Annotated in this window: 18 protein-coding genes; 13 read left to right on the forward strand and 5 right to left on the reverse strand. The window is 65.6% G+C overall.

Going from position 1 to position 20,085, the window contains the following annotated elements; translation table 11 throughout:
- The first annotated feature begins 25 nt into the window (after positions 1 to 25).
- From KUW62_RS17680 to KUW62_RS17690, 3 genes are all read left to right on the forward strand, one after another.
- Entirely contained in the window at positions 26 to 1,450 is a 1,425-nt protein-coding gene (locus KUW62_RS17680; protein ID WP_224816775.1) for an MFS transporter, read from the forward strand.
- A complete protein-coding gene (mepA, locus tag KUW62_RS17685) occupies positions 1,447 to 2,352 on the forward strand; it encodes a penicillin-insensitive murein endopeptidase (protein ID WP_224816776.1) in 906 nt (301 codons plus the stop codon). Before KUW62_RS17680 ends, mepA begins: the two co-directional genes overlap by 4 nt.
- Before the next feature lie 200 nt (positions 2,353 to 2,552).
- Positions 2,553 to 3,143, forward strand: a complete 591-nt coding sequence (locus KUW62_RS17690; protein WP_224816777.1) for an outer membrane protein — start codon at positions 2,553 to 2,555, stop codon at positions 3,141 to 3,143.
- A gap of 29 nt (positions 3,144 to 3,172) precedes the next feature.
- On the opposite strand, the gene KUW62_RS17695 is transcribed toward KUW62_RS17690, so the two are convergent.
- Positions 3,173 to 4,012, reverse strand: a complete 840-nt coding sequence (locus tag KUW62_RS17695) for a TIGR00730 family Rossman fold protein (RefSeq protein WP_224816778.1) — start codon at positions 4,010 to 4,012, stop codon at positions 3,173 to 3,175.
- Positions 4,013 to 4,087: 75 nt separating this feature from the next.
- On the opposite strand from KUW62_RS17695, the gene KUW62_RS17700 reads away from it, so the two are divergent.
- Positions 4,088 to 4,816, forward strand: a complete 729-nt coding sequence (locus KUW62_RS17700; RefSeq protein ID WP_224816779.1) for a 1-acyl-sn-glycerol-3-phosphate acyltransferase — start codon at positions 4,088 to 4,090, stop codon at positions 4,814 to 4,816.
- Here KUW62_RS17700 and KUW62_RS17705 read toward each other — a convergent pair.
- The gene (locus KUW62_RS17705; protein WP_224816780.1) at positions 4,809 to 5,204 is read right to left on the reverse strand and encodes a hypothetical protein; all 396 of its coding nucleotides are present in this window, start codon (positions 5,202 to 5,204) and stop codon (positions 4,809 to 4,811) included. The genes KUW62_RS17700 and KUW62_RS17705 overlap by 8 nt on opposite strands.
- Positions 5,205 to 5,395: 191 nt before the next feature.
- Here KUW62_RS17705 and dapD point away from each other — a divergent pair, with 191 nt between their 5' ends.
- The 3 genes from dapD to KUW62_RS17720 all read left to right on the forward strand — a co-directional run bounded on the left by dapD (position 5,396) and on the right by KUW62_RS17720 (position 7,089).
- The gene (gene dapD / locus KUW62_RS17710; protein WP_224816781.1) at positions 5,396 to 6,223 is read left to right on the forward strand and encodes a 2,3,4,5-tetrahydropyridine-2,6-dicarboxylate N-succinyltransferase; all 828 of its coding nucleotides are present in this window, start codon (positions 5,396 to 5,398) and stop codon (positions 6,221 to 6,223) included.
- Complete coding sequence (locus KUW62_RS17715) at positions 6,223 to 6,651, forward strand: hypothetical protein (RefSeq protein WP_224816782.1); 429 nt, start codon at positions 6,223 to 6,225, stop codon at positions 6,649 to 6,651. Before dapD ends, KUW62_RS17715 begins: the two co-directional genes overlap by 1 nt.
- Before the next feature lie 72 nt (positions 6,652 to 6,723).
- Positions 6,724 to 7,089, forward strand: a complete 366-nt coding sequence (locus KUW62_RS17720; protein ID WP_224816783.1) for a hypothetical protein — start codon at positions 6,724 to 6,726, stop codon at positions 7,087 to 7,089.
- Positions 7,090 to 7,093: 4 nt separating this feature from the next.
- On the opposite strand, the gene KUW62_RS17725 is transcribed toward KUW62_RS17720, so the two are convergent.
- Both KUW62_RS17725 and KUW62_RS17730 read right to left on the reverse strand, forming a co-directional pair.
- Positions 7,094 to 8,140, reverse strand: coding sequence for a Hint domain-containing protein (locus tag KUW62_RS17725; RefSeq protein ID WP_224816784.1), 1,047 nt, complete (start codon positions 8,138 to 8,140; stop codon positions 7,094 to 7,096).
- Positions 8,141 to 8,156: 16 nt separating this feature from the next.
- On the reverse strand, positions 8,157 to 9,680 hold the full coding sequence (locus KUW62_RS17730; RefSeq protein ID WP_255599283.1) for a Hint domain-containing protein: 1,524 nt from the start codon (positions 9,678 to 9,680) through the stop codon (positions 8,157 to 8,159).
- A gap of 353 nt (positions 9,681 to 10,033) precedes the next feature.
- Here KUW62_RS17730 and dapE point away from each other — a divergent pair, with 353 nt between their 5' ends.
- The 3 genes from dapE (at position 10,034) to KUW62_RS17745 (ending at position 15,321) form a co-directional block, all read left to right on the forward strand.
- Complete coding sequence (dapE, locus tag KUW62_RS17735; protein ID WP_224816786.1) at positions 10,034 to 11,185, forward strand: succinyl-diaminopimelate desuccinylase; 1,152 nt, start codon at positions 10,034 to 10,036, stop codon at positions 11,183 to 11,185.
- Positions 11,186 to 11,367: 182 nt separating this feature from the next.
- A complete protein-coding gene (rnr, locus tag KUW62_RS17740; RefSeq protein ID WP_224816787.1) occupies positions 11,368 to 13,620 on the forward strand; it encodes a ribonuclease R in 2,253 nt (750 codons plus the stop codon).
- A 186-nt stretch (positions 13,621 to 13,806) separates the two neighbouring features.
- Complete coding sequence (locus KUW62_RS17745) at positions 13,807 to 15,321, forward strand: lytic murein transglycosylase (RefSeq protein WP_224816788.1); 1,515 nt, start codon at positions 13,807 to 13,809, stop codon at positions 15,319 to 15,321.
- A 59-nt stretch (positions 15,322 to 15,380) separates the two neighbouring features.
- Here the strand turns inward: KUW62_RS17745 and KUW62_RS17750 are convergent, their stop codons facing one another.
- Complete coding sequence (locus KUW62_RS17750) at positions 15,381 to 15,848, reverse strand: MOSC domain-containing protein (RefSeq protein WP_224816789.1); 468 nt, start codon at positions 15,846 to 15,848, stop codon at positions 15,381 to 15,383.
- An 89-nt stretch (positions 15,849 to 15,937) separates the two neighbouring features.
- Here KUW62_RS17750 and KUW62_RS17755 point away from each other — a divergent pair, with 89 nt between their 5' ends.
- The 3 genes from KUW62_RS17755 to KUW62_RS17765 all read left to right on the forward strand — a co-directional run bounded on the left by KUW62_RS17755 (position 15,938) and on the right by KUW62_RS17765 (position 20,041).
- Positions 15,938 to 17,629, forward strand: a complete 1,692-nt coding sequence (locus KUW62_RS17755; RefSeq protein WP_224816790.1) for a DUF6504 family protein — start codon at positions 15,938 to 15,940, stop codon at positions 17,627 to 17,629.
- Between the two features lie 263 nt (positions 17,630 to 17,892).
- The gene (locus KUW62_RS17760) at positions 17,893 to 19,584 is read left to right on the forward strand and encodes a calcium-binding protein (protein ID WP_224816791.1); all 1,692 of its coding nucleotides are present in this window, start codon (positions 17,893 to 17,895) and stop codon (positions 19,582 to 19,584) included.
- Positions 19,585 to 19,606: 22 nt separating this feature from the next.
- Positions 19,607 to 20,041, forward strand: coding sequence for a VOC family protein (locus KUW62_RS17765; RefSeq protein ID WP_224816792.1), 435 nt, complete (start codon positions 19,607 to 19,609; stop codon positions 20,039 to 20,041).
- Positions 20,042 to 20,085 lie beyond the last annotated feature (44 nt).

Raw genomic sequence — 20,085 nt, forward strand, 5'->3', positions numbered from 1 at the left:
GGCGGCGGAGGGCAGGGTTCGTCCCATGAAAACGCTCGCTGCCAGACGGCCCCTGCCGCCCTACGATTCCGCGTCCCCCGAGGGCAAACGTTGCATCTGGGGATGGTGGGCGTTCGACTGGGCCAGCCAGCCCTATTTCACCCTCGGACTGACCTTCATCTTCGGACCCTACTTCGCGTCTGTCGCGGCGGAGTATTACCTCGGCACCGGGCTGGATGAGCAGGCCGCGGATGCGCGCGCGCAAAGCCTGTGGTCGCTGGGCCAGACCGTGACTGGCGTTATTATCGCCATCTGTGCCCCGATCCTCGGCGCGCTGGCCGACAATGCGGGCAAACGGATGCCCTGGGTGATCGCGTTCTCGCTCTTCTACGTTTTCGGCGCGCTGTCGCTGTGGTTCCTGTTGCCCGACGGCGCGTTCCTGACCGGGGCGCTGATCGCGTTCGGTATCGGCCTGATCGGAGCCGAGTTCACCACGATCTTCACCAATTCCCTGCTGCCCGAGCTGGGCAAGAAGGATGAGATCGGGCGGATATCGGGCACCGGATATGCCTGGGGCTACGCGGGCGGCGTTCTGGCGCTGTTCATCATGTTGCTTCTGTTCGTGGAGCAAGACGGCGGCCGGACCCTGATCGGGCTGGCACCGCCCTTCGGGCTCGATCCAGAGGCGCGCGAAGGCACCCGCGCCGTGGGGCCGTTCATCGCCATCTGGTACGTGATCTTCATGATCCCCTTCGCCCTGTGGGTGCGCGAAGCCCCCCGCGCGCGCAAACCGGGCGGTGTGGCGCTTGCCATCAATGACATCATCACGGTGCTCAAAAGCCTGCCGCGCCGGATCAGCCTTGCGGCATATCTGGGATCGTCGATGTTCTACCGCGACGCGTTGGTGGCGCTTTATACCTTCGGGGGGACCTACGCGACGCTGGTGCTGAACTGGTCGATCACGCAGGTGGGCATCTTCGGCATCATCGCGGCAATCACCTCTGCCGTGACAACCTGGATCGGCGGCATCGTGGACGGGCGGGTCGGGCCGAAGCCGATCATCATCTGCATGATCCTGACCCTGATGGCGGTCTGCCTGTTCATCCTCGGCATGACGCGGGAGGCGATCTGGGGCATCGCGCTGCCCGAGGGGTCCGGCATACCCGACATCGCGTTCTTCATCTGCGGCGCGATCATCGGCGGGGCGGGCGGGGTGCTTCAGGCCTCTTCCCGGACGATGATGGTACGCCATGCCAGCCCCGACAAACCGACCGAGGCCTTCGGCCTTTACGCGCTGTCGGGCAAGGCGACCTCGTTCCTGGGACCGGCCTTGATCCTTCTGGCCACGTCGCTGTCAGGCGATGCGCGTCTGGGCATGCTGCCCCTTGTTTTCCTTTTCGCCATTGGACTTGTTCTATTATTCTGGGTGAACCCCGAAGGGGTGACGGACCCAAAGGAGGTTTCGCAATGAGACGCTTGTTTCCCTTCGCCATGATGTTTCTGGCCGCCTGCGGATCGGGCGGCGGGTCGTCGGTGCGACTTGATCCGACCGTCTCCGGGCAGGAAGCGCGGCAATATTTCGGGGCGGAGACAAGCGGATCGGGCGGGTCGAGCGAGGCGATCGGCTTCTATTCCAACGGGTGCCTTGCAGGGGGCGTGGAACTGGCCGAAAGCGGGCCGACCTGGCAGGCGATGCGGCTGAGCCGGAACCGCAATTGGGGTCATACGGAACTCATCGACTACCTCCAGACGCTCAGCGCAAACGTGGCCGCCAACACCTCTTGGCCCGGCCTCTATATCGGCGACCTGAGCCAGCCGCGCGGCGGGCCGATGTTGACGGGTCACGCCAGCCACCAGGTCGGGATCGACGCCGATATCTGGATGCTGCCGCCCTCGCGCCTCGACCTGACCGTGCAGGAGCGGGAGGATCTGTCGTCGATCTCCGTGCGCGCGCAGCGGGGCGCGTCGGTCAACGGCAACTGGACGGCGGACCATGCGGAGGTGCTTCGCCTCGCCGCCACCGACCCGCGCGTCGAACGCATTTTCGTGACAACCGGCGTGAAGGTCTGGCTCTGTCAGAACGTCACCGGCGATCGCTCATGGCTCAGCCATATCCGGCCCGCCAACGGGCACCATTATCATTTCCATGTCCGCCTGCGTTGCCCTGCGGGGGACCGCAATTGCGTGAACCAGGCCCCGCCCCAGGGCGATGGCTGCCAGGAGGCGTATGACCGCGCCGCCCGTATCCTCAACCCGCCGCCCCCCGGCCCGCCGTCCAACGACCCGCCGGTCGAACGACCGCCGCGCGGCATGCGCGTGGCCCTGGGGGACATCCCGAACCAGTGCGTGGGGCTGTTGAGCGGGTTGAACTAGGCCGGACAAAAACGCCTGATCAGGAATGACATGATCGCAGCGCACATCCGCGTTGGCGGAAAAACCGCGCTGCACCGGAGGCTATGTCATTTTCGCACCACGGCACGGTTTCTCTCCGAATTGGTATCGGCCTGAAGCTGGCCTCCGCTATGGTCGACACAAGGCCGAAAAGGTCGGGCAGTAAAATCATGGAGTTCTAAATGAACCGCTTAATCGTGCCATTGATCGCAATGGCGTTCTCAACCCCTGTTTACGCGCAAAGTAGTCTTTCAGGCGATGGCTCGCCCTGGTCCGGAAGCTATTTCGGATTTCAGTACGGTATTCCCACCGACAGCACGATCACCTCCGACGTGGCGCCCGCAAGCCGGGCTGAGATGAACGGCAACCTCGGCGGCGCGCAGATCGGGTTCCGTCGCCAGAACGGATCCCTCGTCTACGGGGCCGAAATCGCGTTTCTCGTGGGCGAACAGGTCATCGAAGAGACGGGCCAGCCCGACGTGGATGTCCGTGTCACCACAACCCGTTTCGGTGGGCAGGCCGGATACGCGTTCGGGCGTGTTCTCCCCTACGGGACCGCCGGTATCGGACGGATGACCTTTCAGGATACCACGGGGTTTGGCGACACCGCGTCCTTCGGAACCTATGCGGGCTTCGGGTTGCAATACCAACTTGCGGAAGACACATCCGTCGGGCTTGAGGCCGTGCGCCACAACTATTCAGATTTTGACCGTGGCAACAGTGTCAACGTGACGCAAACCAACATGAGTTTTCGGCTGAACTTCCACTTCTAGGCGGACGCGGCGGGGCGGGCCCGTGGGCGCTACCGCCCCGGGATCTCGCCGCGCTTGCCGCTGAGCGTCCAGCCGTCGATCACGTCCAGCGCATCCTGCGCCGTTTCCACGAACCGGAAGAGGTCGAGATCGGCCGCTGAAATCGTGCCCGCACGTACCAGCGCGTCCCAATTGACGATCTCGCGCCAGAACTCCTCCCCGAACAGCAGGACCGGCACCTGCTCCATCCGCCCTGTCTGGATGAGCGTCAGGGCCTCGAACGTCTCGTCCATCGTGCCAAACCCGCCGGGGAAGACGGCGATGGCCTTGGCGCGCAGCAGGAAATGCATCTTGCGGATCGCGAAGTAGTGGAAATTGAAGCACAGCTCGGGCGTGATGTAGTGGTTCGGCTCCTGCTCGTGGGGAAGCACGATGTTGAGCCCGATGGACTTGCCGCCCGCATCCTGCGCGCCGCGATTGCCGGCCTCCATCACACCGGGACCGCCACCGGTGACGACGACGTTCTCGGTGCAGCCGGACGCCACCGACCGCTCGGTGATCGCGCGGGCGAAATCCCGGGCCTCCTCGTAGTATTTCGACATGTCGCGCAAGGTGTCGCTGCGCGCCGCGTCGCGGTCTTCGGGGCGCGGAATGCGTGCGCCGCCGAACAAAACGATGGTCGACCGTATCCCATGTTCATCGAGGCCCAGTTCCGGCTTCATCAGTTCCAGTTGCAACCGGACCGGGCGCAATTCATCACGGCACAGGAAATCGTCATCGGCAAAGGCCAGACGATAGGCGGGCGATTGCGCCTGCGGCGTATCGGGCAGCGATTGCACCGCGCTTCGGTCCTGATGGGCGTCGCGGAAAGGCTTTCGGTCGTCTTTCATTACGGATTTCCGTAGTTGCAGGTTGGATGAACGCCTATACCCTTACCCGGGGCAGAGCGGCAACTGGACGTTTCGATGAATGCAATTCTCCGGCTTCTGGATGCGACCCTAGGGCGTATCCTTCGCCACGTCTTCTTCATCTGCCTGCGGACCTATTTCAGCCTGTTCTACAATATCAGCTGCTCCAACAAGCACCTGTTGCAGCCGTTGCCACGCGGGTTGATCCTCGCCACCCATGTGACGCGGCTCGACGGGCCGATGGTCGCCTCTTTGCTGTATCCCGCCCGCCGGGTGCTGCCGGCGGTGCATTATAACGAGTATTACCATCCGGCCCAGTTCCCGATCCTGATGCCGTCGGGCTGTATCCCGCTGTCATCGCCGAAAAGCTGGCCCGCGGAAAAGCGGGCGGAGCGGAAGGCCTGGGCGCAGGACAAGCTGAACAAGACGATCCGGCAGGGCAAGATCGTCCTGCTGTTCCCCGGCGGTCAGGCCAAGCGCCAGGAGCGGGAAGTCATTCAGCCCCATTTCAGCGGGGCCTACGACACCTTGAAAGCCAATCCCGATTGCCCGGTTTTGATCCTGCGCATCCGGGGCCTCAGCAAATACGACATTCCGGTCCATGATAGGTTCTGGAGTTTCCTGGGCATAATGCGCGGGCGCCGCCATGTGGGAATTTCCATCGAGCGGCTGGAGGATGGTCTCGACACCAGCGTCGGCCTTGAGCGCTTCAACCGCGAACTGGAAGAGAGGTTCAACGCCCCGCCCCACTGGCCTGCCGCTCACCCCGCCGAGGGGGTCAGTTGACCGCCCAGGATTCCTGAACGAACTCGCCAAGGGTGTCGTAGAGTTCGAGGAAGTCGCCGTCAAAGCGTACTGGGACACACGCGCCTCCGGCATAGGCGGCGACGGGGCCGGTGAAGCACATCGCGACCGAACTCTCCACCGTGCTCCAGGTCCCGAATGACTGCTGGTTTCCGGACGACATTGTGTAGCTGCCATCGCTCCACAGGTTCAGGGTTTGCCCGGTCTGTGTGTTCACATAGGCCCGTCCGCCCCCCACGGCACTGGCCAACGCACCCGTGGGTGCGGTCACGGATCCGGTGCCGCCGCCCTGCGGGCCAACGGGGACGGCCACGCAGCCCGCCGCCAGCAGTGAAAGTGCGGCCAATGCCGTCAGGCTAATCTTGTTCATTATGTCACATCCCCGTTTTCATGATCGGTGGAGACTGCGCGTATCTTGGCACGTGATGCAAGGACCTTGGCCTGGAGGGGAGCGCGTGACGGAGGGGGGTGTCGGCCAGTGCCCGCCCGCGTTGCATTGGGGCAGGCGCGCCACTATAGCCCTTTGCGACTGCCCAAAGCCGCAACCAGGAACCGCGCCCCATGTCCAACGCCCAACTTGAATCCGCCATCGAAACCGCCTGGGAGGCGCGCGACCAGATTACGCCGGCCACCCAAGGCGAAACACGCGAGGCGATCGAAGATACGCTGAACGCACTCGACAGCGGCAAGCTGCGCGTGGCCGAACGGCAGGAGAGCGGCGAATGGCACGTGAACCAATGGGCCAAGAAGGCCGTGCTGCTCGGGTTCCGCCTCAAGGATATGGAGATGCAGGGCGGCTCCGCCCAGGGCGGCAGCTGGTGGGACAAGGTCGACAGCAAATGGGCCAGCTGGGGTGAAAACGAATGGGGAGCCGCAGGCTTCCGTGCCGTGCCCAACTGCGTGGTGCGCAAGTCGGCCTATATCGCGCCGGGCGTGGTGCTGATGCCGTCCTTCGTGAACCTCGGCGCTTACGTGGACAGCGGGACGATGGTCGACACCTGGGCCACCGTCGGCTCCTGCGCGCAGATCGGAAAGAACGTCCACCTGTCGGGCGGCGTCGGCATCGGCGGCGTTTTGGAACCAATGCAGGCGGGTCCGACGATCATCGAGGATAACTGCTTCATCGGCGCGCGGTCCGAGGTCGTGGAAGGGTGTATCGTCCGCGAAGGCTCCGTCCTCGGCATGGGCGTCTTCATCGGCCAGTCCACCAAGATCGTGGACCGCGAGACGGGCGACGTGATGTATGGCGAGGTCCCCGCAGGCTCCGTCGTTGTGGCGGGGTCGATGCCGTCCAAGAACGGTGTGAACCTCTATTGCGCTGTGATCGTGAAGCGGGTGGACGAACGCACCCGCTCCAAGACCTCCATCAACGAGCTGCTGCGCGATTGATGCGCCGCGCGCTGGCTGGCCTCGCGCTGTTCGTGTGCCTGATGGCGGCGGGCTGGGCCTGGCAGGAGTTTGCGACAATCGCACCGGGCCCGGACCACGAAGGCACCTTCGTTCGTGTTACGGTGATGGAGGGGCGAGAGGCGCTGTGTGCTGACACATCGGACAGGGTGCCCGAGGGCACTATGCGCATCGGATCAACCGAGGTCTCTCGACCGGGGGGCGCATGCCGGATCGCATCCCGGGTGGCCACGGCGCAGGGCGGTGCCGAGCTTGCCTTGATTTGCGGTGATGATCCAAGGGGCCCCGATGGTTACGATGCGCTTTTGGCGCTATCGGGGCCCTATGCCGAATGGACGGGCTACGTCGAAACGGAGGCCGATGCATTTTTCGAAGCGCATGCCACGTTTATTCGGTGTGAAAACGTCTAGGCCGTGGGGCCACCCAAACGCCCCATACTTGCCGTGCTTGACACGCCGTCCTTGCTCCGCCATCCGCGACCCATGGCAGAAAAACCCGAAAAGAAATCGAAACACGCCGTCTACACCCTCCTTGTCCAGGTCGGCCGCAAGGAGGGCGACGGCCTGCCCGACGGATCGACAGGGGCGGGCCTGTTGTGCTTCGCCACCGGCGTCGATGAGGCGGAGGCGGTTCGCGAAACCGTGGCCGTCCTGAAGCAGGCGGACCTCGCGCCGCTCGATGTCACCGGCTACGGCACCTTGCTGGAGCGAGAGCAGCAGGGCGATGAGATCAGCGATGAGGAACGCGAACTCATGGCGCGCGCGCTGGCGGAAAACGCCGTGATCGTGGTTCAGATGACCCCGTTCTTCGACAAGGATGGCGGCGGCGCGGACGGCTCCGGGATCTGACGGCTCAGGCGGCGCGGGAATGCGCCGTGACCAGCGCGCGTGCCGTGGCGCGGTCCAGCAGCGGCAGGGATGGGGTCAGGTCCTGCTCCATCGGGGCGGCACCGTGGCTGATCTCCCGCCCGCCCTGTGCAAGCACATCGCCCAGATGCGCCGTCTCGACCGCGCAGCGTTCAACCACAACCTGCGTCGCATCATCCAGCATCATGTGAAAGAACATCCGCACGGGCCGGGACCGGTCGCGAAACACGGCGGAGCCATTGGTAAGGTCCCGCGCGTTGACCAGAACCGCCTCGGTCCCGCACAGGTATTCGACCATTGGCCCGGTCTGGAACAGGCGCGTCTGGGGCGTGACCACCAGATTGCGAGCCAGCCCGAAATACGGGGAGCGGAGCCGGATCGGCGCCATGCGCCCGAGGCAGAGGCGCGACCGGCCCTCGATCCAGCGGATCGGGTGCGCCTCCTTGTTACGATCCAGGATAAGGTCGCCCGGCCGCAGCATGTCCACGGGCCGCGGCCCCTGCGGCGTGTCGATCAGGGCGCCGCTTTCCACGCCCGGCAGGTCCGAGGCCGGTACGGCGGATGATGCGATGGCCACCACATGGGCCACCGTCAGGAAACCGCCCGAACGTGGCAACACTTCCGACAGGCGCGAGATGCGGCCAAGGCCCGATCGCAGGTGATCCGTCCGATCCTGATCGTAATTCGTCACCTCGAAGGCATCCGCGCGCCCCTCGGCGCAGGTGACATAGCGGATGCCGATGGTCTCTCCGGGTCGGATCAGGCCGGGCCGGGTGGCGAGGTCGATCTCGCCGTGGATCAGCCGCACGGCCCCGTCATGCATCATGTAGATGGCGACCGGGTCATCTGCGGACGCGCCGTGCCACAGGCGCAGGGGCATCGCCTTGCCCGGCCCAAGCTGGCCGCGTCCCCGCGGCAGGGGCAGCGGCCCGGACAGTTCCAGCCGCAAGGTCACGGACCGCAGCGGCGCGTCGCAATCGGCGGGTGGCGCGCGGCGTTCCCGCCCCTCGCTCCATATCGCCTGCCACGTCATCTGGTCGCTGCGCCGGTCAATTCAGCATCGCCTTCGCCTCGAACCCGCGCAGGGGGATGCGCGCCGCCGGGCCGTATCCCAGTTTCGTATCGGGGTCGATTTCCGGAAAGAGCGTCAGCACCTCATCCTGCACGTCAGCATCCAGATCGTTCAGGACGGTGGGGCCGGGCAGGAAGCTCTCCGTCGCCAGGCCCTCGGAAAAGACGATCTGGTGGGCGTCGAACAGAAGGTGGAAATACTCCACCTCGTCGCCCGCCAGCACCCGAACGGAGCATTCGTTGACCAGGTCCTTGGCGGCGACCAGCACCTCGTCCTCGCCGAACATCAATTCCGCCATCCAATGGGTCAGCATGATCCGGTGCTGCGGTGACACGACCAGCCGGCGATGCATCCCGAACGTGCCCGCCTCGATCACCACGGGGGCAAACCGGCCCTCCGCCGCGATCTTGCGCGATCCGATCCAGCGGATCGGTTGCAAGCCGTTATCCCGCGTCTCGACCAGATCGCCGGGGCGCAGGTCTTCCACCTTCTTTTCGCCCCGGTCGGTCAGGATATGGGTGCCGCGCACGAAGCACGGGATCGCCGTGACCGTGACGAAGGCGGTATCCGTGATCCCGGTGCCATCGTCGGCGGTATAGGTGAAGTTGATCGTCTCGTCCGCCGTCAGGCCGGTCTGCGTGGCGGGCGGATCAATCTCCAGGTCCCCGGTCAGCGTCAGAGTGATGACATGCCCGTCGCTGAGCGTGACGCTGTCGCCGGGACTGACCTCGATCCCGTTGATATGGGTGATGAACGCGATCCCGCCCGAGGTCGGATCATTCGCCAGCACGTCCAGGACGGTGGTGATCCCCTCCTGGTGGGTGATGCTGTCATCGTAGGCAATGAACTCGCCCTGGATCGAATCCGCCGCGATCAGGACCGAACTGTCGTAGGAGCTGTCGCCCACATCCGCGATGCCGATCTTGATGTCGTTGGCCGCATCCTTGATGACCGGAATGATGAACGACAGCGTCACCGTGAAGCCGTCCATCTCCGTGTTGAAGTCATCGTTGGTGTTGTCGTTGAATAGCGTCGCGTTCTCGGATTGGTTGACCGAGTTGATCTGGGTGACGTTCACCGTTGGCGAGGTGACGAGGTTGCCGTTGATCCACACCCCCACCGCGTCGTTGTAGATGGAGCCGGTGAATTCCGGATATTCCTCCGACGCGAAGGTGAATTGCATCGTCACGAAATCGGTCGTCGGCGTGAAGTTGATCTCCAGAAACGACGCATCATAGGTCGGCCCACCGGCGATCGCGTTGAAATCGGGGTCGTTGTTGGGGCCGGACGTGTTGGTCGATTCATTGGTCTGCCGGTTCGGATCACCGTTGGACCGCGTGATGTCGCTGGCCCGCCCGGTCGACAGGATCACGCCGGTATCCGCCGGTGTCAGCGCGCCCGAGACGCTGTCGCCATTGGTGTAGATGCCCGACGATTGGCTCCACCCCGTATAGGTTGCGCTGTTCACGGTCGTGCCGGGGCCGAAGATGGTCTCGGCCATCTGCAACGCCGTGGCGCTTTCATTGATCGGAAGCTCTTGTCCCGTTGCGGGCATGACCTGCCTTCACCCAATTCGGGCCGAGGTCTGGCAGACCGAAATATCCCCATCCCACAACGCAATGCGCCACGCGACGATGGCGTGTGCGGGGATGGTGAACCTCGTTACTCAACTCGATGTGGCGCGATTTTCCGCGTCCACTGCCTGCCTCGGCGTTATATTTATGAAGAAAGCGTTAACACGGCTGCCCGATTATTGGTCATGTTTCTGCACGCTTTGCGCCCTGTTCTTGTCGTATTGTGATCTTCCGGCCACGCCGATAGGGGTTGGAGAGGCCCTGACCAAGGAGGTTTCGCATGTCCCACACCCCCGTCGATCCCGTCGCCCTGACCGCCGATCTGGTGCGCTGCAATTCCGTCACGCCGCGCGAAGGTGGCGCGCTTGTGCTGCTGGAAAAGCTGCTCTCGGATGCCGGGTTCGACTGCACCCGTGTGGACCGTGGCGGCATCGCGAACCTCTATGCGCGCTGGGGCACGCGGGGCAACGGCAAGGCGTTCGGCTTCAACGGCCACACGGACGTGGTGCCGGTGGGGGATGAGGCCGCGTGGACCTTCCCGCCCTTCGGCGCGGTGATCGACGGCGACTGGCTCTATGGGCGCGGCGCCACGGATATGAAATCGGGGGTCGCGGCCTTCGCCGCCGCCGCCGTGGATTTCGTGCGCGACACCCCGCCGGACGGCGCGGTCATCCTTGCGATCACGGGCGATGAGGAAGGCGAAAGCACCGACGGCACCATCGCTCTTCTGGACTGGATGGCGGAGGCAGGCGAACGCATGGATGCCTGCATCGTCGGGGAGCCCACCTGCCCCGAGCGGATGGGCGACATGATGAAGATCGGCCGCCGCGGCGCGCTGACCGCGTTTTTTGAGGTGATCGGCAAGCAGGGCCATTCCGCCTACCCCCACAAGGCGCTCAACCCGATGCCCGCGGTCACGCTCCTGGGCCACCGGCTCGCGACCCACACGCTTGACCAGGGAACCGATCATTTTGATCCCTCCACGCTCGCCATCACCACGATCGACACCGGCAATCCGGCCAACAACGTCATCCCCGCGCGCACGAAAATGACCGTGAACCTGCGCTTCAACGATCTGCATTCCGGCGACAGCCTGACGGAATGGCTCCGGGCGGAGGCGGACAAGGTCGCGTCGGAAACCGGCACCCTGATCGAGATGTCCTCGAAGCTGAGCGGTGAGAGCTTCCTGACCCCGCCCGGCGACCTCTCCGCGCTGGTCGCCAAGGCTGTCACCGCCGAAACGGGACTCACGCCCGAGATGTCGACCACCGGCGGCACGTCGGACGCGCGCTTCGTGAAGAACCACTGCCCCGTCGTCGAATTCGGCCTTGTCGGCCACCGGATGCACGAGGTCGACGAACGGGTCCGCGTCAGCGACATCCACGCCCTCAAGGCCGTCTATGCTCGCGTCTTGAACGATTACTTCGCCTGATCACCCGCTAGGATCTACACGCGCCGACCCCCTACCCGTGGGGCGGCCCGGCCCGTGATCACGGCGGACGCCCCTCTTTGCTTTCCAAATACCTCCCCCGGAGGGTCCGCCCGCGCCACGCGCGCCAAACGCCCGCCAATTCCCCGATGACGCCCCCCCACGCCCATGATACGCCCGCACCCATGAGCAACATCCCCTCCAAAGACGAAATCCTGCAATGGATCACCGATAATCCCGGCCAGCGCTCCAAGCGCGACATCGCCAAGGCCTTCGGGATCAAGGGCGCCGCGCGGATCGACCTCAAACGCCTCCTGAAGGAGCTTGAGGCGGAGGGGCATCTCGAAAAGAAGGGCCGCACCTACCGCGACCCGGACAAGCTGCCTCCGGTCGGTGTGCTGATCGTGCAGGCCCCTGACAGCGACGGCGATCTTTTCGCGCGCCCGATGAACTGGGACGGCGACGGGGTGGAGCCTCGCGTGCTCTACACGCCCCGCAATTCGGACCCTGTTGTGGGTGAAGGCGACCGCATCCTCGCCAAGCTGTTCGCGGCGGACGGGGAAGATCACCAATATACCGCCAAACTGATCCGCAAGATCGGCACCAACCCGCGCAAGATCCTCGGCATTTTCCGCAAGGGCTCCGACGGTGGGCGCATCTCTCCCATCTCCAAGGGGTCCGACAAGGAATGGCTGGTCAAGCCCGGCGACACTCACGGCGCGAAGGACGGGGAATTGGTGGAGGGTGAGCTGGCCGGACCCAAGGCGCGCATGGGCCTGCCGCGCGCGCGGATCGTCACCCGGCTGGGTGATCCCGGTGGCCCCCGCGCCGTGTCCCTGATCGCGATCCATGAACACGGCATCCCCGACGCGTTTCCCGATGCCGCAATCGCCCAGGCTGACGCCGCTGAACCCGCCGGCCTGGACGGGCGGGAGGATCTGCGCCACCTGCCCCTCGTCACCATCGACCCGGCCGATGCGCGCGACCATGACGATGCCTGTTATGCCCACGCCGATGACGATCCCCAGAACAAGGGCGGCCATGTCATCTGGGTCGCCATCGCCGATGTCGCCCATTACGTGACCCCCGGATCGGCGCTCGACCGTGAAGCGCGCAAGCGTGGCAATTCCACCTATTTCCCCGATCGCGTCGTGCCGATGTTGCCCGACAGCCTCTCGGGGGATCTCTGCTCGCTCCACGAAGGGGTGGATCGCGCCACCATCGCCGTGCGCATGGTGATCAACGCAAACGGGGCCAAGATCGGCCACTCCTTCCATCGCGGCCTCATGCGCTCCCCAGCGTCACTGAATTATGAGGAGGTTCAGGCCGCCCGGGACGGCACTCCGAACGACAAGACAGCACCCTTGCTGGAGAACGTGATCGCCCCGCTCTACGCCGCCTATGACAGCCTTCTGACCGCGCGGGCCAAGCGGCAGCCGCTGGAACTGGACCTGCCGGAGCGGCGGATTGAGCTGGACGAGGATGGCACCGTCACCTCCGTCGCCTTCAAGGATCGCCTTGATGCGCACCGCCTGATTGAGGAATTCATGGTCCTGGCCAACGTCGCCGCGGCCGAGACGCTGATACGCAAGAAGACCCCGCTCCTGTTCCGGGTCCACGAAGAACCCTCGCCCGAGAAGCTCGATGCCCTTCGGGAAACGGCGCAGGCGTCCGGCCTGACGCTGGCCAAGGGGCAGGTGCTCAAGACCTCCCACCTCAACGCGCTTCTGAACGCGGCGGGGGAGGATCAGGCGGAACTGATTTCCATCTCCACCCTGCGGTCCATGCAGCAGGCCTACTACAATCCCGAGAATTTCGGCCATTTCGGACTGGCCCTGAAAAGCTACGCCCATTTCACCTCCCCCATCCGCCGCTATGCCGATCTGATCGTGCATCGCGCGCTGATCACCGCCCATGGCTGGGGAGACGACGGCTTGCAGCCCGACGAAATCGACCGCCTGGCCGAAACCGCGAAGCTGATTTCCGATACCGAGCGGCGGTCCATGGTGGCCGAACGCGACACGTCCGACCGCTACCTCGCCGCCTATCTCTCGGACCGGGTCGGCGCGGAATTTACCGGGCGCATCTCCGGCATCGTGCGGTTCGGGGCTTTCGTGAAGCTCGATGAGACCGGGGCCGACGGCCTTCTGCCGATGCGCGCGCTGGGGGATGAGTATTTCCACTACGACGACGAGACCCAGACCCTGATGGGGTCGGATACCGGCATCCTGATTGGCGTGGGCGAACGCGTGGTCGTGAAACTGGCCGAAGCGGTGCCCGTGACCGGTGGCCTGACGCTGGAGCTTCTGGAACATGCAGGCCAGGCCCGCCCGAAACCCGCGCGGCGCAACGGGCGACGCAAGGGGCCGGTCCGGCGCAAGGTTGGGGCCTCGAAATCCGGTAAGGCCAAGCTGCGAAAGAAGAAAGCGCGGCGGTGATCTTCACGCCCCGTTAATCGGACGCCGTGCATCGTAACCGGCAGAACCCCGCGCATTGGTACGAGGAAACCTGTCAGTTTCGGGCGAAAATGCTATATTGTTGCGCTATCGTGCACGATGATCCGACGAAGAATCCCTGTGACTGACCCACGTGACTGACCCACACCGATGAACCCACGTCCCCCCATGATCCTGTTCGCGCTTGCCTTGAGTGCCATGCCGGCCCTCGCGGCCCCGCCCGATGCGTCGCCCGTGCCGATGCCGCGCCCGGACCGCGCGCAGACGGAAGTGGCCCCGACCGCGGATCTGGCGGCAGAGCCGGCCGCGCCGCGCGGTGGCGTGGTGATCGAAGTGATTGCCCTTGCCGCCATCGAGGAGGCGGAGACGGAGCCGTCCGAAATTCAGCCCGCCGACGCCGCCAGCATCACCGGAACCGAGACCAGCGGCACCGGGGAGCCGAGCGCATTGGCCATCGCGACCTCCCGCAGGCCCGTCGCGCGCGGGGAGGTGCCCGAGGATTTCGCCGCCCGTGCCGCCGAGTTGCGCGCGGCCGCCGATGCGCCGACCCGCACGAATGATCCCGAATTCCGCGCCTGGATCACCGAATTCCAGGCCCGTGCGCGCGCCGCCGGGATCGCGCAATCCACCCTCGACGCCGCCTTCGCAGGCGTGCAGCTCAACACCCGCGTGCTGGAACGGGACCGCAACCAGGCCGAGTTTTCCCGCGCGTTGTGGGACTACCTCGACAGTGCCGTCTCCGACACGCGGATCCGCAATGGCCGCGCCCAGACGGAGGAGTGGTCCCAGACGCTCGCCCGGATCGAGGAGCAATACCGGGTGGAGGCCGAGGTTGTCGTCGCGATCTGGGGTTTGGAAAGCGCCTACGGGGCCGCGCGCGGCTCCACCGACATCATCGAAGCGATGGCCTCGCTCGCCTATGACGGGCGGCGGCGCGATTTTTTCGAGGAGCAGCTGATCGCCGCGTTGCAGATCCTTCAGGCGGGCGACACCAGCCCCCGCAACATGACCGGATCCTGGGCCGGCGCGATGGGCCACACGCAATTCATGCCGACAAGCTACCTGCAATATGCGCGGGATTTCGGTGGCGACGGGCGGCGGGACATCTGGTCGGACAATCCGCAGGACGCGCTCGCCTCGACCGCCCACTACCTGGCCGAACACGGCTGGACCTATGGCCAGCCCTGGGGGATGGAGGTGCGCATTCCCGATGGCTTCGATTACCGCCTTGCGGGGGAACAGGAACGCATCGGCGCGGCTTTCTGGAACGGGCAGGGGGTGCGCCTCATCAACGGCGACCCGATCCCGGATCACGGCCCGGCCTCCATCCTTCTGCCCGCGGGGCATCGCGGCGTTGCGCTTGTCGTCTACAACAATTTCCGCGTGATCGAACGCTACAACCCTGCGGACGCCTATGTGATCGCCGTGGGGCATCTGTCTGACCGGATACAGGGGCGGCCCGATTTCCGCGCGTCCTGGCCCCGTGGCGACCGCGCGCTGACCTTTGCGGAGCGGGAGGAGTTGCAGCGTCTTTTGCGTGCGGCTGGCCATTATTCGGAGGATATCGACGGCATCGTCGGGCCGATCACCATTGCGTCGATCCGCAGCTATCAGGATGCGATCGGCGTAACGCCCGATGGCTATGCGTCCCTGTCGATCCTGGAGCGGTTGCGCAACAGCTAGGCGGGAGGGAAGGCCCTTGGAAGGGCCTTGCCGGGTTTTTCGAAAAACCCGCCCCGCGCCTAGTCCGGGCGGACCGTATCCCCGATTGCGATGGCACCCGGTTCCACCACCTGCGCGCACCACCCGCCATGGCCCCGCATCGCGTTGTATCCGCCGGGGCCAAGGGCGGCTTCCATGCGCGAGCAGGGCGCGCAGGGGATCGTGATCTCCACCAGCGCGGAGCCGAGGCGCAGGCGCTTGCCGCGCAACGCGCCCAGGTTCAGACCCGCGATCACGAGGTTGCGGCGCAAGGTCTCCGGCGCGACCGCCTCGATATGGGCCAGCGCGGCGATCACCGGCAGATGCTCCGCCTGGATCAGGGTCAGCGCGCGCTTGCCCGGGCGGGCATGGTCGCCCTCCAGCCCCGTGTCGCGCAAGGCCGCGCGGTCGACGGCCACCATGTCGGCCAGGCGCTTGGGCCGCAGGCCGATCCAGTCGATCCGTCCGGTGCCCGCATGGCGCGCGGTAAGGGTGGCAAGCGTTTCCATGGGCTGACCGTATCAACATCGCACGGCGGACTCGACTCCCGGCAAGGGGCGTTCTAATTTGAGAACAAAGTGTGAACATAGCGTTGCCAATGCCCGCGTCTCCCGCCCAATTCGCCTTCACCAAGAACCGCCGGATCCTGTCGCTCTGGTTTCCACGGCTGGGAGCGGAGCGTGTCTTGCGCGCCGAGCCCAGCCTGGCGGAGGCCGCGCTTGTGACCGTGTCCCAGATCGGCAATACGCGGGAGCTTGCCACCACCACCGCCCCGGCCGAGGCGCGCGGCCTGTCGCGGGGGCAGCCGCTCAGCGAAGCGGTGGTGCTGTGCCCCGACATCATCACCCGTCCCGCCGAACCGGGGCAGGAGGCGGCGTTCCTGGCGGCCCTGCGCCGGTGGGCCGGGAGGTTCAGCCCGTGGGTGGCGGAGGAGGGGCCCGAAAGCCTTCTGATCGACCTGACCGGCTGCGCGCATCTGTTCGGCGGGGAACAGGCGCTGTTCGATCAGGTCCACGTGGATTGCGCCGATCTGGGGCTGACGGTCCGTGCCGGGATCGCCGATACCCCCGGCGCGGCCTGGGCCCTGGCGCGTTATGCGGGCGGCGGCGGCGTGGTGGCCGGGCGCAATGGCGATGCGATCGACCAGGAAGCGCCCGCAACCCGGTCCCGTGCGGGCAAACGCCATTGGGTGAAGGGCGGGGCCGCGCCCCCCGTTTCCGTCGCCGGCGGCGTGGTGGACCGGATCGCCGCCACGGGCAATACCCGCCGCGCCCTCGCCCCCCTGCCGATCGCCGCCCTGAGGGTGGATGCGGACCTCTGCGCGAGCCTCGCCCGGCTGGGCTTGCGCCGGATCGAGGATTTGCTGGGCCTGCCCCGCGCGGGCCTGACGCGGCGCTTTGGCCAGATACTCGTGCGGCGGCTGGATCAGGCCCTGGGCTTGCAGACCGAGTCGATTTCCCCGGTGGGGGCGCCGCTGCATTTCGCGGTCCGCATCAGCTTTCCCGATCCCATCGGGCTGGAGGCCGATATCATGGCCGGGCTCGACCGGGTCCTGTCACCCCTGTGCGAGAAGCTGCGCGCCAAGGGCCGCGGCGCACGGCGCGTCCGGCTGGAGGTCAGCCGCGTCGACGGCGATATCCAAACGGTGGAGATCGGGCTGGCCCGTGCCGCGGATCAGCCCGATACGCTTCGACCGCTGTTCGAGATGAAGCTGAAGGATGTCGATGCGGGCTACGGGATCGACCGGCTGCGGGTGCTGGCCCATGTGACCGAACCGCTCCACGCGGTGGAGCACAAGGGCGGATGGGCCGTCGCGCAGGAGGCCGCCGCCCCGCCCACCGACAGTCGGCTCATGGCCGACCTGATCGCGCGGCTGGGGGCGCGGGTCGGGCTGGACGCGATCCAGCGCACCCGCCCCGCCGACAGCCACATCCCCGAAAAGACCGACGTGTCCCTGTCGGCCGCCTGGTCCGAGCCCGAGCCGCCCGGCACCTGGCCCAAACCCGACCGCCCCCGGCCCCTGACCCTGTTCCGCCCCGAACCCGTCACCGCGCCGGATACGCCCGCGCTGCCCTTCGAGTTCCGCTGGCGGGGGCGGGTGTTCCAGACCCTCTCGGCGCTCGGTCCGGAACGGATCGCCCCGGAATGGTGGCTCGATGATCCCAACTGGCGTTCGGGCGTGCGCGACTATTGGCGGGTCGTCACCCAAGACGGTGTGATGCTGTGGCTCTATTACGCCCATGGCGGCCTGTCGTCTTCCGGTTGGTTCGCCCAGGGTGATTTCGGGTAGCCCCCCCGATTGGCTCCGAAGTGGAAACAACAAGCCGATTTTCGCGGAACTGTGGATCAAGATACTGAAAAACAGTCAAAAATTTGGCTAAAAAGAGTCTTCACAAAGACCCGCTATAGGTAAAAAATTAACACAATCATGCGGCCAGCCCGGATTCGTCTGCCAATGGACCGGGATCACCACAGAACGTGCCGCCGTAACGCGTTGAACAAAGCCAGCCGGGTCCCATTGGACCCGTGCGGCTCTGACCGGGGGAAATTTCAATGTTCACCATCTTACCGCTTCTGCTCATCGGCCTTGGCTTCGCGCTGTTTCTCGGGGGGGACGACGACGATGAAACAAGCGCGCCGCCCGTCGCCAATCCCGGCGGCAACGGCACGGCAGGCGCGGATGACCTCATCATCACCGATGCCTCGCAGCCCGACATCCTGACCTTCGCGGGCAGCGATTCCGTCGATGTGCAAGGCGCGGGCGATTACAACATCAACCTCGGCTTCGGGTCCGACACGATCAATCTCGGCGACGGCAACAGTACGGTGGATGCCAGCAACGGCCCCGACCTCGTGAATGGCGGCAACGGTCCCGCCACGGTCGATCTGGGCGCGGGCACCGACCGGCTTGTGGGCGGCGCGGGCGCGCTGGACGCCACGGGCGGCACCGGACAGGATTCCATGCTTGGCGGGTCCGGCGACGATACGCTGTCGGGCGGCAACGGCCCCGATACGGTGGATGGTGCCGGTGGCAACGACATCGTCGATGGCGATGCGGGCAACGATTCCCTCGATGGTGGGGACGGCAACGATACCGTGCGCGGTGGCCTGGGTGAGGATACGCTGAACGGCGGCGCGGGCGACGACAACCTGATCGGTGGGGCCGGCGCGGATTCCGTGCAGGGCTTCGAGGGTCAGGATACCCTGCGCGGCTATGGCGGCGCGGACACGCTTGATGGCGTCGGCACCGGCGGCGGCACGACCACCCAGGAATTGTTCGGCGGCTACGGCAATGATGAGCTGATCGGCGACAACGGCGACACCCTGACGGGCGGCGAAAACACCGACAGCTTCGTGGTCGACACCTTCTTCGGGAACGACAACGGCCCGGTTCTCATCCGCGATTTCGACCCGGATATGGAGACGCTGACCATCAAACTCGACGCGCTGCAATTCGGCGACCCGCGCGCAGATGACTTCGCCTTCGACGTCGAAACCCGTGACAGCGCCGACGGTATGGAAGTCCTGGTCGGCGGAGAGGTCTATGCCGTGCTGGCGGGCGTCACCGTCGATGATGAGATCGCCATCGAATTCGACGCCGACAACACGCTCTTCGCGGTGCCCGGCACGTTCGAGAACCTTGGACCGGAGGATGACACCGAAATGGGCGGCCCGCTCGATGACACGCTCAATGGCGGGGACGGTGCCGATGCGCTGGCCGGAATGGATGGCCGCGACGTGCTCAATGGCGAGGATGGCAATGATACCCTTGACGGCGGGGACGGTCGCGATGACCTGAACGGCGGCGCGGGGGACGACCTTCTGATCAGTGGCGGCTTCGACGGTGCCTTCACGACCACGCCGGTGGATGAGCAGCTGGACGGCGGCATCGGCAATGACACGCTACAGGCCGATGGCGCCTTCGTGGAGATGACGGGGGGCGACGGCGTTGACGTCTTCAACCTCACACGCTCCGCCGCGGATATGGATGACGGATCGGGCGCGGGCTTCCCCCTGAACACGATCACCGACTTCGATCCGGCGACCGAACAGGTGAACATCAACTACATCAACGGCGATGCGACCGCCGCATCGGTGCCCTACGTCCTGTCGAATGCCAGTGACGGGTCCGGCGTCGAGGTCAGGATCGACGGCGATGTCTATGTCCTGCTTGAGGGTCTGACCGTGGCGCAGGTTCTGGCCACCACGCCCACGCCGATCAACGTGACCGGCGCGGTTGCCTGATCGCGGCTTCCGTATACGGGGATTGGGTGAAATCGCCATCCGCTGCGACGATGTCGGGCGGATGGCGGACTTCTACGAAAACACGCTCGGGTTGGAGCGGATGGAGGGCAGTGCCGCAAGCGGCATCGTCTTTTTCCGCATTGCCGAAGGCTTCGGCGGCCATACCCAGATCTTGGCCCTGTTCGACAAGGCGATGACGGGCCGCCCCGGCCTGCACCCGACCGGCCCCGACGCGCCAGAGACCGGCGCGAAATCCTCGCTCCACCATATCGCGCTTAGCCTGCCTTACGCCGAACAGGACGCCGTGATGGCGTGGTACAACGCGCGGGGCCTGCCCTACCGGGTGGAACATTTCGGCTGGGTCGGCTGGCGCGGCGTATTCACCGAAGACCCCGAAGGCAACACGGTGGAGCTGGTCGCCTACCACCCGGATCTGCTCCAGCCTTCGGGCGCATAATGGGCCAATCGTGCCCTCTTTGCTTTGAAAATACCTCGGTGGGG

It is taken from the genome of Hasllibacter sp. MH4015, assembly GCF_020177575.1.
In the GTDB taxonomy this organism is placed as follows: domain Bacteria; phylum Pseudomonadota; class Alphaproteobacteria; order Rhodobacterales; family Rhodobacteraceae; genus Gymnodinialimonas.